Source organism: Candidatus Erwinia haradaeae (assembly GCF_900698885.1).
GTDB classification, from domain to species: domain Bacteria; phylum Pseudomonadota; class Gammaproteobacteria; order Enterobacterales; family Enterobacteriaceae; genus Erwinia_E; species Erwinia_E haradaeae_H.
This window is the reverse complement of record NZ_LR217705.1, coordinates 999,806-1,015,927: the sequence shown is the minus strand read 5'-3', so window position 1 is coordinate 1,015,927 and position 16,122 is coordinate 999,806. Positions and strand designations below refer to the sequence as shown.

The 16,122-nt window shown below is 36.3% G+C and carries 7 protein-coding genes, 2 tRNA genes and 3 rRNA genes; 7 read left to right on the top strand and 5 right to left on the bottom strand.

All coding sequences use genetic code 11. The features are described from left to right. The first annotated feature begins 31 nt into the window (after positions 1-31). The 6 genes from groL to rrf all read left to right on the top strand — a co-directional run bounded on the left by groL (position 32) and on the right by rrf (position 7,535). Complete coding sequence (groL, locus tag ERCISPPS3390_RS03180; RefSeq protein ID WP_197095356.1) at positions 32-1,678, top strand: chaperonin GroEL; 1,647 nt, start codon at positions 32-34, stop codon at positions 1,676-1,678. A gap of 626 nt (positions 1,679-2,304) precedes the next feature. Next, positions 2,305-3,846: ribosomal RNA gene (locus ERCISPPS3390_RS03175) — 16S ribosomal RNA — on the top strand. 73 nt (positions 3,847-3,919) lie between these two features. Continuing rightward, positions 3,920-3,996 (top strand) — tRNA-Ile (locus tag ERCISPPS3390_RS03170). Between the two features lie 127 nt (positions 3,997-4,123). Further along, positions 4,124-4,199 (top strand) — tRNA-Ala (locus ERCISPPS3390_RS03165). Positions 4,200-4,377: 178 nt separating this feature from the next. Beyond that, positions 4,378-7,316 (top strand): 23S ribosomal RNA (locus tag ERCISPPS3390_RS03160). A gap of 103 nt (positions 7,317-7,419) precedes the next feature. Further along, positions 7,420-7,535, top strand: a 5S ribosomal RNA gene (gene rrf, locus ERCISPPS3390_RS03155). The 16S, 23S and 5S rRNA genes sit together here with 2 tRNA genes alongside, the layout of an rRNA operon. Positions 7,536-7,618: 83 nt before the next feature. Here rrf and ERCISPPS3390_RS03150 read toward each other — a convergent pair. From ERCISPPS3390_RS03150 to pepP, 3 genes are read right to left on the bottom strand one after another with little or no spacing between them, the layout of a single operon-like run. After that, complete coding sequence (locus ERCISPPS3390_RS03150; RefSeq protein WP_197095355.1) at positions 7,619-8,836, bottom strand: FAD-dependent monooxygenase; 1,218 nt, start codon at positions 8,834-8,836, stop codon at positions 7,619-7,621. Between the two features lie 11 nt (positions 8,837-8,847). Beyond that, a complete protein-coding gene (gene ubiH, locus ERCISPPS3390_RS03145; protein WP_197095354.1) occupies positions 8,848-10,026 on the bottom strand; it encodes a 2-octaprenyl-6-methoxyphenyl hydroxylase in 1,179 nt (392 codons plus the stop codon). Next, positions 10,023-11,339, bottom strand: a complete 1,317-nt coding sequence (pepP, locus tag ERCISPPS3390_RS03140; protein ID WP_197095353.1) for a Xaa-Pro aminopeptidase — start codon at positions 11,337-11,339, stop codon at positions 10,023-10,025. The genes ubiH and pepP overlap by 4 nt, the downstream gene beginning before the upstream one ends. Before the next feature lie 1,222 nt (positions 11,340-12,561). On the opposite strand from pepP, the gene zapA reads away from it, so the two are divergent. Continuing rightward, positions 12,562-12,873, top strand: a complete 312-nt coding sequence (gene zapA, locus ERCISPPS3390_RS03135; RefSeq protein WP_197095352.1) for a cell division protein ZapA — start codon at positions 12,562-12,564, stop codon at positions 12,871-12,873. Positions 12,874-13,359: 486 nt separating this feature from the next. Here the strand turns inward: zapA and ptsN are convergent, their stop codons facing one another. Further along, complete coding sequence (gene ptsN, locus ERCISPPS3390_RS03130) at positions 13,360-13,845, bottom strand: PTS IIA-like nitrogen regulatory protein PtsN (protein ID WP_197095351.1); 486 nt, start codon at positions 13,843-13,845, stop codon at positions 13,360-13,362. A gap of 1,548 nt (positions 13,846-15,393) precedes the next feature. Next, the gene (gene lptB, locus ERCISPPS3390_RS03125) at positions 15,394-16,122 is read right to left on the bottom strand and encodes an LPS export ABC transporter ATP-binding protein (protein ID WP_197095350.1); all 729 of its coding nucleotides are present in this window, start codon (positions 16,120-16,122) and stop codon (positions 15,394-15,396) included.

Genomic DNA, 16,122 nt, shown 5'->3' with positions numbered 1-16,122 from the left:
TTAATATAATAAGTAATAAGGAAAATATCAAATGGCAGCTAAAGATGTAAGGTTTGGCAATGATGCGCGCATCAAAATGTTGCGTGGAGTTAATATATTAGCTGATGCAGTAAAAGTAACTTTAGGGCCAAAAGGTCGTAATGTCATTCTTGATAAGTCTTTTGGTGCACCTAATATTACTAAAGACGGTGTGTCTGTAGCTCGTGAAATAGAACTGGAAGATAAGTTCGAAAATATGGGTGCTCAGATGGTGAAGGAAGTAGCATCTAAGGCTAACGAAGCTGCTGGTGATGGAACAACTACCGCAACTGTATTAGCTCAGTCCATTGTGAATGAGGGGCTTAAAGCAGTAGCTGCAAGTATGAATCCAATGGATTTAAAACGCGGTATTGACAAAGCAGTTATTGCTGCAGTAGAAGAGTTAAAAAAACTATCAGTTCCGTGTAATGACTATAAAGGCATTGCGCAAGTAGGTACTATTTCAGCAAATGCTGATGAAACTGTTGGTGAGCTTATTGCAAAAGCAATGGAAAAAGTAGGAAAAGAAGGTGTTATTAGTGTTGAGGAAGGCACCAGTCTTCAAGATGAATTAGCTGTGGTTGAAGGTATGCAGTTTGATCGTGGTTATTTATCTCCTTACTTTATTAATAAGCCAGACACTGGCTCTGTAGAGTTAGAATCTCCTTTTATTCTACTCGTAGATAAAAAAATTTCTAATATTCGTGAACTTTTGCCAACATTGGAATCTGTGGCTAAAGCTGGAAAGTCATTATTAATTATTGCAGAAGATGTTGAAGGTGAAGCTTTAGCAACTTTAGTTGTGAATACTATGCGTGGTATTGTTAAAGTTGCTGCGGTTAAAGCACCAGGATTTGGTGATCGTCGTAAAGCAATGTTACAGGATATAGCAGTGTTGACTGGTGGTACTGTTATTTCAGAAGAGCTTGGAATGGAGTTAGAAAAAGCAGTTTTAGAAGATATGGGTCAAGCAAAGCGTGTTGTTGTTAGTAAAGATACCACAACAATTATTGATGGTAGAGGCAAAGAATCAGCTATCTCTGGTCGCGTAACGCAAATTCGTCAACAAATAGAAGAAGCAACCTCAGATTATGATCGCGAAAAACTACAAGAGCGTGTAGCCAAATTGGCAGGTGGCGTAGCTGTAGTAAAAGTGGGTGCAGCAACTGAAGTTGAAATGAAAGAGAAAAAGGCACGTGTTGAGGATGCTTTAAATGCTACTCGCGCTGCAGTTGATGAAGGCGTAGTAGCTGGAGGTGGTGTTGCTTTAGTAAGAGTCGCTGCATTACTTGCAAACCTGCGTGGTCAGAATGAAGATCAAAACGTAGGAATTAAAGTGGCTCTACGTGCAATGGAATCCCCAATGCGTCAGATTGTGTCTAACGCGGGCGCAGAGGCTTCTGTCGTAACTAACACCGTAAAATTAGGTGAAGGTAATTACGGTTATAATGCTCAAACTGAAGAGTATGGGGATATGATCGGATTTGGTATTCTTGATCCAACTAAGGTGACTCGCTCTGCGTTGCAATACGCATCTTCTGTTGCTGGGTTGATGATTACTACTGAATGTATGGTAACAGATTTACCTAAAGGTGATGCGCCTGATGTTGGTGCGGCCAATAACGGTGGTATGGGCGGTGGTATGGGCGGCATGATGTAATGTCGTTTGTTTGGCTTCGCCTCCTACTAAAAGGTAGGAGGCGTTAGTAATACAAGATAAGATAAGTTTGTTTTGACACCTTGTGGTGACTACTACAATAAATATTAAAAATAATATTATTTTTAATATTTATTGTAGTAGATTTTTTTTGTTTTTAAAAAGATAAAATCTTATAAAAATAAGTTGACTTGATAAAATAAAGGTGTATATTAATATTTATTAACAGGAAGTATGTAAGAGTATTAAAATTTTCTGTTGTTCTTTAACAATTTATCAGAAAATCTGTGTGGGCACTCAAAGGATGTCTATCAGCACCGAAAGGTGCTAAGATATATAAATTCTTAAGAGAGAACTACTAATAGTATATAATATATAGTGCTAATTTAGTACTAATTAGGCATTAGTAATTAATGTTTAATATTAATATTTTTAGTATTTACAATATTATTTTATATTAGTTAATATACTAGATACATCTAGTACGATGTGTTTACTTATATCGCCTATTATATTGTTTATAATGTTTGATATATTAAATAGTATGCATTAAAATGTAGTGTAGTTTATTATATCGTTTAAACTTAAGTATTACTGGAGATTTAGTTTTCAGTAATTAAAATTAAATTTAATTGAAGAGTTTGATCATGGCTCAGATTGAACGCTGGCGGCAGGCCTAACACATGCAAGTCGAACGGTAGCGAAAAGAAGCTTGCTTCTTTGACGACGAGTGGCGAACGGGTGAGTAATATCTGGGAAACTGCCTGATGGAGGGGGATAACTATTGGAAACGGTAGCTAATACCGCATAATGTCTTTTGACCAAAGTGGGGGATCATTCGACCTCACACCATCGGATGTGCCCAGATGGGATTAGCTTATAGGTGAGGTAATGGCTCACCTAGGCGACGATCCCTAGCTGGTCTGAGAGGATGGCCAGCCACACTGGAACTGAGACACGGTCCAGACTCCTGCGGGAGGCAGCAGTGGGGAATATTGCACAATGGGCGAAAGCCTGATGCAGCCATGCCGCGTGTATGAAGAAGGCCTTCGGGTTGTAAAGTACTTTCAGCGGGAAAGAAATGAATAGAGTTAATAACTTTAATTATTGACGTTACCCGCAAAAGAAGCACCGGCTAACTCCGTGCCAGCAGCCGCGGTAATACGGAGGGTGCGAGCGTTAATCGGAATTACTGGGCGTAAAGGGCACGCAGGCGGACTATCAAGTCGGATGTGAAATCCCCGGGCTTAACCTGGGAACTGCATTCGAAACTGGTAGACTAGAGTTTCGTAGAGGGGGGTAGAATTCTAGGTGTAGCGGTGAAATGCGTAGAGATCTGGAGGAATACCGATGGCGAAGGCGTCCCCCTGGACGAAAACTGACGCTCAGGTGCGAAAGCGTGGGGAGCAAACAGGATTAGATACCCTGGTAGTCCATGCCGTAAACAATGTCGACTTGGAGGTTGTTCCCGAGTGGAGTGGCTTCCGTAGCTAACGCGTTAAGTCGACCGCCTGGGGAGTACGGCCGCAAGGTTAAAACTCAAATGAATTGACGGGGGCCCGCACAAGCGGTGGAGCATGTGGTTTAATTCGATGCAACGCGAAAAACCTTACCTAACCTTGACATCCATGGAATTTTATAGAAATATGAAAGTGCCTTAGGGAACCGTGAGACAGGTGCTGCATGGCTGTCGTCAGCTCGTGTTGTGAAATGTTGGGTTAAGTCCCGCAACGAGCGCAACCCTTATCCTTTTTTGCCATCGATTCGGTCGGGAACTCAAAGGAGACTGCCGGTGATAAACTGGAGGAAGGTGGGGATGACGTCAAGTCATCATGGCCCTTATGGTTAGGGCTACACACGTGCTACAATGGTGTACACAAAGAGAAGCTACCTCGCGAGAGCAAGCGGACCTCATAAAATACATCGTAGTCCGGATCGGAGTCTGCAACTCGACTCCGTGAAGTCGGAATCGCTAGTAATCGTGGATTAGAATGCCACGGTGAATACGTTCCCGGGCCTTGTACACACCGCCCGTCACACCATGGGAGTGGATTGCAAAAGAAGTAGGTAGCTTAACTTTCGAGAGGGCGCTTACCACTTTGTGGTTCATGACTGGGGTGAAGTCGTAACAAGGTAACCGTAGGGGAACCTGCGGTTGGATCACCTCCTTAACTTAATGATAGCATCTTGAGAAGTGTCCACACAGATTTTCTGATGAGTAGAAAAAACAAGCAAAATCTTTGTAGGCTTGTAGCTCAGGTGGTTAGAGCGCACCCCTGATAAGGGTGAGGTCGGTGGTTCAAGTCCACTCAGGCCTACCAAATTTTATAAATTCTACTGTTCGGTTACACTAAACAGTTTATGGTGCGCAATGAAATTGAAAACTGCCTGAGCATCATTGTTAGGATTTGATTTAATAAAACATAAAATATTTTATTTGTTTTTATGGGGGTTATAGCTCAGCTGGGAGAGCGCCTGCTTTGCACGCAGGGGGTCAGCGGTTCGATCCCGCTTAACTCCACCATGTGTTTTATTATAAATAAAAGTTGCATAAATAGATATTCCTTATTATACTAGTATAATAAAAGAATATATCAATATATTTTTATTTTTAATGCTCTTTAAAAATTTGAAACAAGCTGAAAGTTATTAATTAATTTAAATTAAATAGTAAATAGTAGTAAGACGCTTGTGGGTTGTAAGGTTAAGTAAAAAAGCGTACACGGTGGATGCCTAGGCAGTCAGAGGCGATGAAGGGCGTGCTAATCTGCGAAAAGCGTCGGGAAGGTGATATGAACCGCTATAGCCGACGATTCCCGAATGGGGAAACCTAATACAATAAATTGTATTATCATGTTATAAATTCATAGTAACATGAGGCGAACCGGGGGAACTGAAACATCTAAGTACCTCGAGGAAAATAAATCAATTGAGATTCCCTAAGTAGTGGCGAGCGAATGGGGAAATAGCCCAGAACCATCATCAGTTATCGAATTAGCAGAAGTGACTGGAAAGTCACACAATAAAGGGTGATAGTCCCGTACGCAAAAATACGATAATTGTGAGTTCGAAGAGTAGGGCGGGACACGTGATATCCTGTCTGAATATGGGGGGACCATCCTCTAAGGCTAAATACTACTGACTGACCGATAGTGAACCAGTACCGTGAGGGAAAGGCGAAAAGAACCCCGATGAGGGGAGTGAAAAGAACCTGAAACCGTGTACGTACAAGCAGTAGAAGCATTTTTATGTGACTGCGTACCTTTTGTATAATGGGTCAGCGACTTGTATTTTGTAGCAAGGTTAACCGTATAGGGGAGCCGCAGGGAAACCGAGTCTTAAATGGGCGAAAAGTTGCAGGATACAGACCCGAAACCCGGTGATCTAGCCACGGGCAGGTTGAAGGTTAGGTAACACTAACTGGAGGACCGAACCGACTAATGTTGAAAAATTAGCGGATGACCTATGGTTAGGGGTGAAAGGCCAATCAAACCGGGAGATAGCTGGTTCTCCCCGAAAGCTATTTAGGTAGCGCCTTGTAATATCATCTTCGGGGGTAGAGCTCTGTTTTGGTCAGGGGGCCATACCGGCTTGCCAAGCCAATGCAAACTACGAATACCGAAGAATGCAATTACAGGAGACACACGGCGGGTGCTAACGTCCGTCGTGAAGAGGGAAACAACCCAGACCGCCAGCTAAGGTCCCAAAGTTATGGTTAAGTGGGAAACGATGTGAGAAGTCTCAGACAGCCAGGATGTTGGCTTAGAAGCAGCCATCATTTAAAGAAAGCGTAAAAGCTCACTGGTCGAGTCGGCTTGCGCGGAAGATGTAACGGGGCTCAAACCATACACCGAAGCTGCGGCATCGAACGCATCACTGAAAATGCATTAAAATACATTTTCAGTGATGCGTTCGATGGGTAGGGGAGCGTTCTGTAAATCGTTGAAGGCATGCCGTGAAGCATGTTGGAGATATCAGAAGTGCGAATGCTGACATGAGTAACGATAAAGCGGGTGAAATGCCCGCTCGCCGAAAGACTAAGGTTTCCTGTCCAACGTTAATCGAGGCAGGGTTAGTCGACACCTAAGGTGAGGCCGAAAGGCGTAATCGATGGACAACAGGTTAATATTCCTGTACTAACTATGACTGCAAAGGGGGGACGGAGAAGGCTATGTTATCCAGGCGTCGGTTGTCCTGGTTTAAGCATGTAGGTTGAGTGTTAGATAAATCCTCTCACTCAAATAGACTGAGGTGCAATGACGAAGCGCTAAGGTGCTGAAGTAACAAAGGCCATGCTTCCAGGAAAAGCCTCTAAGCATCAGGTCATAGTTGATCGTACTCCAAACCGACACAGGTGGTCAGGTAGAGCATACCTAGGCGCTTGAGAGAACCCGGGTGAAGGAACTAGGCAAAATGGTGCCGTAACTTCGGGAGAAGGCACGCTGACATTAAGGTAAAGCGACATGCTCGTGGAGCTAAAGTCAGTCGAAGAAACCAGCTAGCTGCAACTGTTTATTAAAAACACAGCACTGTGCAAACACGAAAGTGGACGTATACGGTGTGACGCCTGCCCGGTGCCGGAAGGTTAATTGATGGGGTTATCTGTAAGGAAAAGCTCTTGATCGAAGCCCCGGTAAACGGCGGCCGTAACTATAACGGTCCTAAGGTAGCGAAATTCCTTGTCGGGTAAGTTCCGACCTGCACGAATGGCGTAATGATGGCTAGGCTGTCTCCACCCGGGACTCAGTGAAATTGAAATCGCTGTGAAGATGCAGTGTACCCGCGGCAAGACGGAAAGACCCCGTGAACCTTTACTATAGCTTGACACTGAACACTGATCTTTAATGTGTAGGATAGGTGGGAGGCTATGAAACGACAACGCTAGTTATCGTGGAGCCAATCTTGAAATACCACCCTTTAAGTTTTATTGTTCTAACCTGGCACCGTTAACCGGTGTGGGGACAGTGTCTGGTGGGTAGTTTGACTGGGGCGGTCTCCTCCTAAAGAGTAACGGAGGAGCACTAAGGTCAGCTAATCACGGTCGGATATCGTGAGGTTAGTGCAATGGCATAAGCTGGCTTGACTGTGAGAGTGACGATTCGAGCAGGTGCGAAAGCAGGTCATAATGATCCGGTGGTTCTGCATGGAAGGGCCATCGCTCAACGAATAAAAGGTACTCCGGGGATAACAGGCTGATACCGCCCAAGAGTTCATATCGACGGCGGTGTTTGGCACCTCGATGTCGGCTCATCACATCCCGGGGCTGAAGCAGGTCCCAAGGGTACGGTTGTTCGCCGTTTAAAGTGGTACGCGAGCTGGGTTTAGAACGTCGTGAGACAGTTCGGTCCCTATCTGCCGTGGGCGTTGGAAAATTGAGAGGGGTTGCCCCTAGTACGAGAGGACCGGGGTGAACGTACCGCTGGTGTTCGGGTTGTCATGCCAATGGCATTGTCCGGTAGCTAAGTACGGAAAAGATAAGCGCTGAAAGCATATAAGCGCGAAACTTGCCTCAAGATGAGTTTTCCCAGACTCTTAAAGAGTCCTGAAGGGACGTTGAAGACTACGACGTTGATAGGTCGGGTGTGTAAGCATAGTAATATGTTGAGCTAACCGATACTAATGACCCGTGAGGCTTAACCTTACAACACCAGAAGCGTCTCTAAATATAGAATATACAATTAAATAAATTCAGCTTGTCATAAAAGTTTTTAGAAACAAACTATAAAAGAGATATAAGAATCTTGTCTAGCGGCCATAGCGCGGTGGCCCCACCTGATCCCATGCCGAACTCAGAAGTGAAACGCCGTAGTGCCGATGGTAGTGTGGGGTCTCCCCATGTGAGAGTAGGGAACTGCTAGGCATCAAATTAAAAACAAAAGACCACCCATTTTTAAAGATGGGTGGTCTTTTGTTTTTAATAGTCTCTCAATAAAAGTGAAATAATTAACGCAGCCAATTTGGTATATTTTTCATACCTTGTGCATTCTCCAGTAGATGAGCCTTCATGCCTGGTAGTTTATTAATTACTGTAAGTAAACTATCACGTAAAAATTTTTTTCCTAAATGTTCACCTATAAAGATCCTATAGCAACCTTCTGTGCTAAGTAATGTTTGAAATGTGCTATGTTTTCGTCGTCTCTCATAACGACGTAGATGTTGGTATTGACCAATATCTTTACCTTGATGGCATAGGCAACGAATCTCACCAATAAGCTCAGCCGCATCCATCAGACCAAGGTTTAAACCTTGGTCTGATAAAGGGTGAATGGTGTGTGTGGAGTTACCGACTAAAACTAGTCGGTCAAAAATAAATTTATGTGTGTAGCATCCTTGTAATGGTAATACTTGACGTATACCTTCTGCATTACATAGTCCAAGTTTAACATCAAAGTTAACTGATAAATGCTGATTAAATAGTATTTCAGACGTGTCTGCTAAATATTTAGCTTTTTTTGGTAGAAGAGACCAAATAATAGCCCCTAAATGAGGGTTTCTGAGAGGAAGAAAAACGAGAATACTGTTATCATGGAATATCTGATAAGCTGTTTTTTTATGAGGCATTTCTGTGCGAATATTAGAAATCAGTACATGATGTTTATAATGCCAGGATAATAAAGGAATTTTAACATGCTGGCAAAGCGATAAGTGTGCCCTGTCTGCTGCGATTATAAGATTAGTGGAAATCATAGTATTATTTTTAAAGGAAATCAGAGCTTTCTCATTTTTAAAAGACACTTCTGTTACGTTTTCTGAGGTGATAATTGTTATATCATGCAGGTTTCTTACGTGTTTCCATAACAAATTATGTACTTTTTGGTTCTCAATAATATATCCCAGCGAGTGCGCAGGATTTTTTCTTGAGGCCTCATCAAAGGTAATGCGTCCAAAACTATCTCGTTCCCACATTTCCATACGATAGAAAGTACTAGTATTGGTATTTAATATATTACTCCATATACCAAAATGTTGAAATAAGAGTTTACTTGCCTGATTGAGAACTGAAAAACGTTTTGCATTAGGAGATATAATTTCTGTATCTACACAGGTCTTTGGTAAAGCTGGTTCGATTATAAGCATTCGAAGGCCTAGATTTTGTAAACCATAAGCTACTGATAATCCAACGATTTCAGCTTCAAAAATAACTATATCATAGTGATCCATAATTTCTCTCTCTAACTTTTTAACCAGCCTAAAGTCCATTGAGCAATTATATTTCGCAGCTGTGGGATGTGATCTATTACTGCCATTCCCACTGTTCGTCCAATTACTAATACTGCTTTTTGGTTAGAAAATATATTAATTAATCCATCAGTAATCGTAATAGTTGTTTGCACATCTCGTTCTCTTAGTTTTTGATAGTACTGTAGGGACCTACTATCTCCTTTGTCCTTTTCATTTTTCCAAGCAATTTTGAGGGTATCTATTAATGACGTAACGTCACGAATACCAAGATTAAAACCTTGTCCAGCAACAGGATGTAAGGTTTGTGCAGCATTGCCAATTAAAATTAGGCGATGAGATATATTTTTATCGACAATTTGTAATTTTAATGGGTAAATTTTCCTTTTTCCGGTATTTTCAAGATACCCTAGACGCCAACCAAATATTTTTTGTAGTTGAATGAGAAATTCTTTATCACTTAAATGATACATTGCTTCTGCTTTTGATATTGATTGACACCAGACCAGCGAGCTTCGTCCATTTTTTATTGGAAGCATGGCAAGCGGTCCATCAGTAGTGAATCGTTCAAAAGCCCATCCTTTATGTTTTAATTGTGTAGAAATAGTAGCTACAATCGCTTTTTGTGGATACTGAATGTAATATTGTTTAATTCCGCAAATTTTAGCAATATTAGACGATGTTCCATCAGCGGCTACTAATAAAGCACCATACAGTGTTCTATGATTATCTAGGATAACACGTACAAAATTTTTTGTACGTTCAACATGGGCAATTTTATTCGGACAATACAAGGAAACACCAGGCGTCTCTTTGAGACGAATGAACAATATTTTTAATGCACTTTTTAATTCTACCACCTGCCCTAATGAGGAGACATTGTAATCTGTTGCGCTCAGAAAAATAGAGCCAGGTAGACCACGATCACTGATGTGAATATTAGTAATTTTAGTTGCAATCGGCTCAAGAGATGACCAAATTTTAAGATCGGACAATTTTTTGCAAGTTGCTGTAGATAGTGCAATGCTACGTCCAGGATCATTTGAAGAAAAGCGTGTATTAGGGTCTAATTCTTCTATGAGATTTACTAATTGTCTACCTTGTGTTTCATGAGCAATGGCGAGTGCTAATGTTATTCCAACTATTCCTCCTCCTGCGATAATAATACTCATAATTTTTTTTTATTCATCATTAAATTTTCAATTTTTGTGATGTCTTTTTCTGCAAGAATAGTTAGATTTTCATTGCCATCTTTTGTAATAAGAATATCATCTTCAATACGAATACCAATACCAAGATATTCTTTAGGAGCATGCGCATCAGGAGCAATATAAATACCTGGTTCAACTGTAAGAACCATGCCAGGTTCTAGTACGCGGTTATAGTTTTCTCCATAACTACCTACATCATGTACATCTAAACCCAACCAATGACTTAGCTTATGCATGAAAAACTGATGAACAGCATTTTCCTCAATTAAAGTCTCTAAATTTCCACGTAAAATATTTAGCTGCATAAGACGCCTTGTTATCATTTGTGTTACTTTTTTTGTAACTTGAAAAATAGTAGTACCAGGTTTATATAGTGAAAGCCCTAAATTTATGGCATCTAGTACAATACTATAAATAGCACGTTGAGGAGCACTAAATATTCCATTTACTGGAATAGTTCTTGTAATATCCCCAGCATAGCCTTGTAATTCACAACCAGCATCTATGAGCACTAGCTCTCCAGATTTAATTTTTTTTTCATTGTTATTATAATGCAAAATACAGGCGTTTTTTCCAGAGCCAATAATTGTATTATATGATGTAAATCGCGCGCCGTTTCTATTAAATTCATATTGAATTTCACCTTCTAACTGGTACTCATACATTTCTGGAGACAAGCAAGCCATAGCACGCTGATGACCTAAGGCGCTAATACGTCCCGCTGCTCGTAATAGATCTTGCTCTGCTTTAGATTTTATCAAACGAAGCTCATGTACCCACGGTCGCCAGTCAGCTACTATACTGGGTGCAGAAAAATTTTGTAGTGAACCGTTTTTTAGTGTATTTAAGATGCCCAAAACGATAGCATCCGAAACATTATCCTGCCCCTTTGCATGATAGATAATGTTTAAACCATTTAAAAAGTAGCAGATATTATTGTTAATAGTGTCCCATGGAAAAGAATAATCAACTGCTAATTGAGAAGGTGCGGCGTCTTGGCCAAGGCAAGGTCCTAGCCAAGTCTGAGTCTGTAAGGTGGATCTACGATTAAAGAGAATACTATAATTTTGATAAGTTTTGCTTTTTATTAATAATAAAGCAGCTTCTGGTTCATTAAAGCCCGTAAAATACAAAAAGTCACTATTTTGTCGATAAGGGTAAGCGTTATCTTTATTCCTCATAATTACTGGTGCAGCAAAAAATAACGCTCCACTAGACGGAGCCATTTGAGATAATAGCATTTGACGACGATGTAAAAATTCTTTTTTAGTCATGATGAGTTCTAAAGATATATTGACGAAGATTTGTTAATAAAGTGCAATTTCAGTAAAGTTATGCGCCTGGTTCTAGTTGGGCATAATTTCTCAATGATAAAGTTAAAATAAAAAAGATAGTCAATTTTTTAATATAGATCAATATATCTATAAGTAACTATAGGTCATATATTGTTAAATCAAAAACTAAAACGATGTGTACGATATAAAATATTAGCATTAATGTTTGTCAAATTAACATCATAAACTTGATACGGAAATAGACATGCTGTATAACAATTTTAATAGCAAAATTAATTTTGAAAAAAATTATAAATATAACTTATTCTGAGAATATCATCACCTTTTAGCTTAATAGTATAGTTAACCAGAAAGAAATAAGTCAATAAATTCTATTTATACTACATCAATACTATAATTAATAATTATTCTATTATTATAGATGAGATGCACCTATTGTAAATCATCTTAATTACAATATAAAATAGAAAAATTCCTATTAGAATAATTAATAGATTAATTTTTTATTTTTTTATCGCAGAAAAATATTGAATGTTGAAATATAATTCTAAAATCAGAGAATTCTAGAAGATAATATAAACACATAGGATTCGATTTTATATCGAAAGACGCAGTAGATAGATAGTCAGATATGCATATTTAGCGATATTGTGATTGTGCGTATGATAATTTACGAGGGATGAATATATAATAATTATGGTAGTCTTTTTAAGACAGATAAATCTGATATACATGATTGTATATAAACGTTAATATGTAACATATAATATTGTGTTTATCTATTTTATCATTCAATATATCTGATATTTAATCATAATTAAACTAATAAGATATATGCTATAGATAATGTTATCTTTTAATGTTAAACTGCGGCATTATTTTTAATAATTTTTAATTTTTTGTAATTGTTAATGTTATTTATCTAATGATAAAATTTTTTTATTTATAAGATAACTGGAATAGTTGCTTTTAACTGAATAGTTAAGCTTTTTAAGCGTGAAAAGTATGTTTTTATCATTAAAACAGAAGATATACAAAAATTTATAATTTAATATTATTACTAATATAGTTATATTAAGTGATATAAAACTCACCTATAAGATTAATGATGTATTATTGTTGGTTTAGTTCATTTATGTGTTATAAACAATGTAAACTATTTCCGTTAGGTTTAAATATAAAAATGAATTAGGATGATCAGATGCCTGAGGAACCGGTAGATTTGTATATTTTTGGGAATGCATTACGAGTTAACTGTCCTTTGGATCAGAAAGAAGCATTAAGCGTAGCTGCAGAGGAGTTGACACAACAGTTAACCGATTTAAAAAATCGCACCAAGATCACCAATACTAACCAATTAATTTTTAGCACCGCGTTAAATCTTTGTTATGCATTAGCTCAGGAAAAGCTTAAAAAAAACAATGATGAAGAACATATGGCGCAACGTATAAAAATGTTACATACAACCCTAGAAAAAACACTACATAACACTAAAAAAGTACTATCTAATTAGATTAATAATAACAATATAAAATAGAACCAATGCAAACTTTATTTTTAGATGATTTTATATATTCTGATTCTAATAAAGTACAGGTGATATCCTATATATCTTAATATAAATTTATTTTTATGCTCGATATATAATATAAAGATGATTTGATATACGTAGATAGATGATAATACAAAAAATCTATAAGATTTTTTGTATAAATAATCATTGTTAATATATATCGAATGTATTGAAAAGTTTATCAACTAATGGTTAATTTTTAATTTTAGATAATCAAGTGATATTTGATATAGCACAAAATTTTATCTATGTTTTTATTTTTAGAAGCTGAAGAAGAATCTTTTGGATAATAAAGGTTGATTTTTATTTACTGAATAGATAACTTAAAGTGTTTTAAACTGTGAATTCTTATTAATTAAAATAAATAAAAATACATTTTAGTATGTTAGCAAGGATTTTTTAAAAAAACTAGCTATGATTGAATGATCATTCAATTTTATTGTGTATTTTAGTAAAAATACTATATAAATCTTCATCACTACGCGCAGATCGAAGACGGCGTAAAATAGATTGATTTGTTAATCTTTTCGCTACTAAAGATAGCGCATATAAGTGAGTTTTACATTGATCTATTGGCATTAATAACGCAAATAAAAGATCAACAGGTTGATTATCAATAGCATCAAAAACGATAGGATGTTCGAGACGTAAAAAAACACCAATAGTATGTAAAGTGTTTTCTTTTAATGTACCATGTGGGATAGCAATACCATTGCCAATGCCAGTGCTTCCCATTTTCTCACGTGTTTCTATTGCGTCTAAAATAATTTTTTGTGGTAGGCTCAGCTGATTAGCCGCAATTCCACTAATAATTTCTAAGGCCTTTTTTTTGTTATTACAATACACAGCATGACGTGTGCATGATATGCTCAGTAATGTGCTAAGCTCTAATTGAGAATTATTATTTATCATAGCTTGACTTATTTATATATTGTTAAGAGACAAGTAATGCTGTATTTTTACTAGAAAAATAAAAATACTCTATTAGAGTACACAATACATGCAATAAAAGTCTCTTTTTATTTAGCAAACTTCTTAACAATTATAGTATGAGAACTTCAAGTGACTTAATGATGACTAAGTTTAAGAGAATTGAAGGTTAATGAATAATATGTTTTTCATAAGTTTTCAGTAAAAATTGGGTTATATTGATGGTAATGGATACTTTTTATTCTCTGACTCAATTTCATTGGAATATGATCAAGTTTTATATATATAAATAATTTAAAGATTTTTATGTGAATGGTATTATTGTTATACATTTTTTATTATCCCAAGTCTGTTATATCATGTAATTTTAAAAATTATATATTAAGAAAAATAATATTGATTTTGTTTTTAATATACTCACACTAAAAGCGGGTCTGAATATTAAATATTTACTTGAATTATTTCTTTTTTATATATAAAAATATTACTAATTTATTATGTAGCAATGGTTGTTATAGTAAGCGCTGATAATATTATGAATAGAAATATTTTTCTAATATATCTTGACTGATAGATAAATATCTTTTAAAACAAGATTTATAGTGATAAATTAATCAGAAACAAATATTAAAATTTGTTGTTACTGATTTATAAGAAAATAAAAAGCTGCATAAAAATAATTTGATATAATACAAACTATTATCATATAAACTTCGTGATGTGTGATAATAAACTTATTTATATTTTATATAAAAATAAGATTTAGAAACCATTATATGCACGTATCATAAAGAATGCTAACTATTTAATAAAAAATAAATATACTTAGCGCCATGGCTTTTGATAACATTAAAAATATATTCTATAAATTTAAATATAATATAAATATAAAGATATATTTACATTGTTATTGTATTAGCATAAGTAATGAATATATGTAATGCATATGATACATATGTAATACATTACCAAAAAATACTCAAGTAAAACTCTAATTTTGATATAATTATTAACATGATGTATCTATAAAATATTTATTATTAAGAATAGATTTAAATTTTTAGACTAGAATTTTGAATAATTATATAATAATTACGATCTTCTAATGCAGAAAGATTCATAATATCTCAATGTAACAAACTTAAAAATATTTGTAATATAAGATCTATTATATTTTAAATTTTAATTTTGTTTTAAAATTTTTATTTTGTCTTTACTTCTAATATCATAAACATGATAATTTAAGATTTAAATTTTTACTGTTAAAAAAATTTTATCCCTTCTTGATATGATTTTTTAACATATAAAAATGCGACATTTTTTGATATTACACGAATAATAAAAAGATGGAATTTTACTCTCATGTAAATAATACCTATTAATAAAAAAATATTTTTTCTATAAAAATTTCCTGAAAATATATGAAAAAATATCAAGTCATTTTATTGTAATCTTCATTGTAAGTAAAACTTTCTAGGTTCTTTAAAGATTAGATAGTACCGTCCCAGTGCAGTACTATAAAACATTTATTCACAATTTAAATTCTGAGCCTAGATAGACACGCTGTACCTGCTCATCTTTCAGGATACTTGTCGGCATACCATGAGAAATTAAATGTCCTTGATTAACAATATATGCACGCTCACATACTGCTAATGTTTCACGAACATTATGGTCAGTAATTAATACACCTAAACCATTATTTCGAAGATGCTGTATAATATTTTTGATATCTGTTACTGAGATTGGATCTATACCAGCAAAAGGCTCATCTAAGAGAATAAATTTTGGATTTGCTGCTAGCGCGCGTGCAATTTCAACCCGTCGTCTTTCACCACCAGATAAAGTGTGCCCCATTCTGTTACGTAAATGATTTTCAATATGAAATTCATCCAATAGCTCATTAGCACGATTTTTACGCTGTGTTTTAGTGAGATCATGACGTATCTCAAGCACAGACATTAAATTATCATAAACGCTTAAACGTCTAAAAATAGAACTTTCTTGTGGAAGATACCCAATTCCACGTCGTGCTCTTGCATGCAGTGGAAGTAAACTAATATCTTCTTGATCAAGAATAATGCGCCCTGAATCACGAGTTATAATTCCAGCTACCATGTAGAATGTTGTTGTTTTTCCTGCACCATTAGGCCCAAGTAAACCAATAATTTCACCAGATCTTACATGTAGACTGACACCTTTTACTATAACACGACCTTGATAGGTTTTAATTAGATTTTCTATAAATAAGGTTGACAT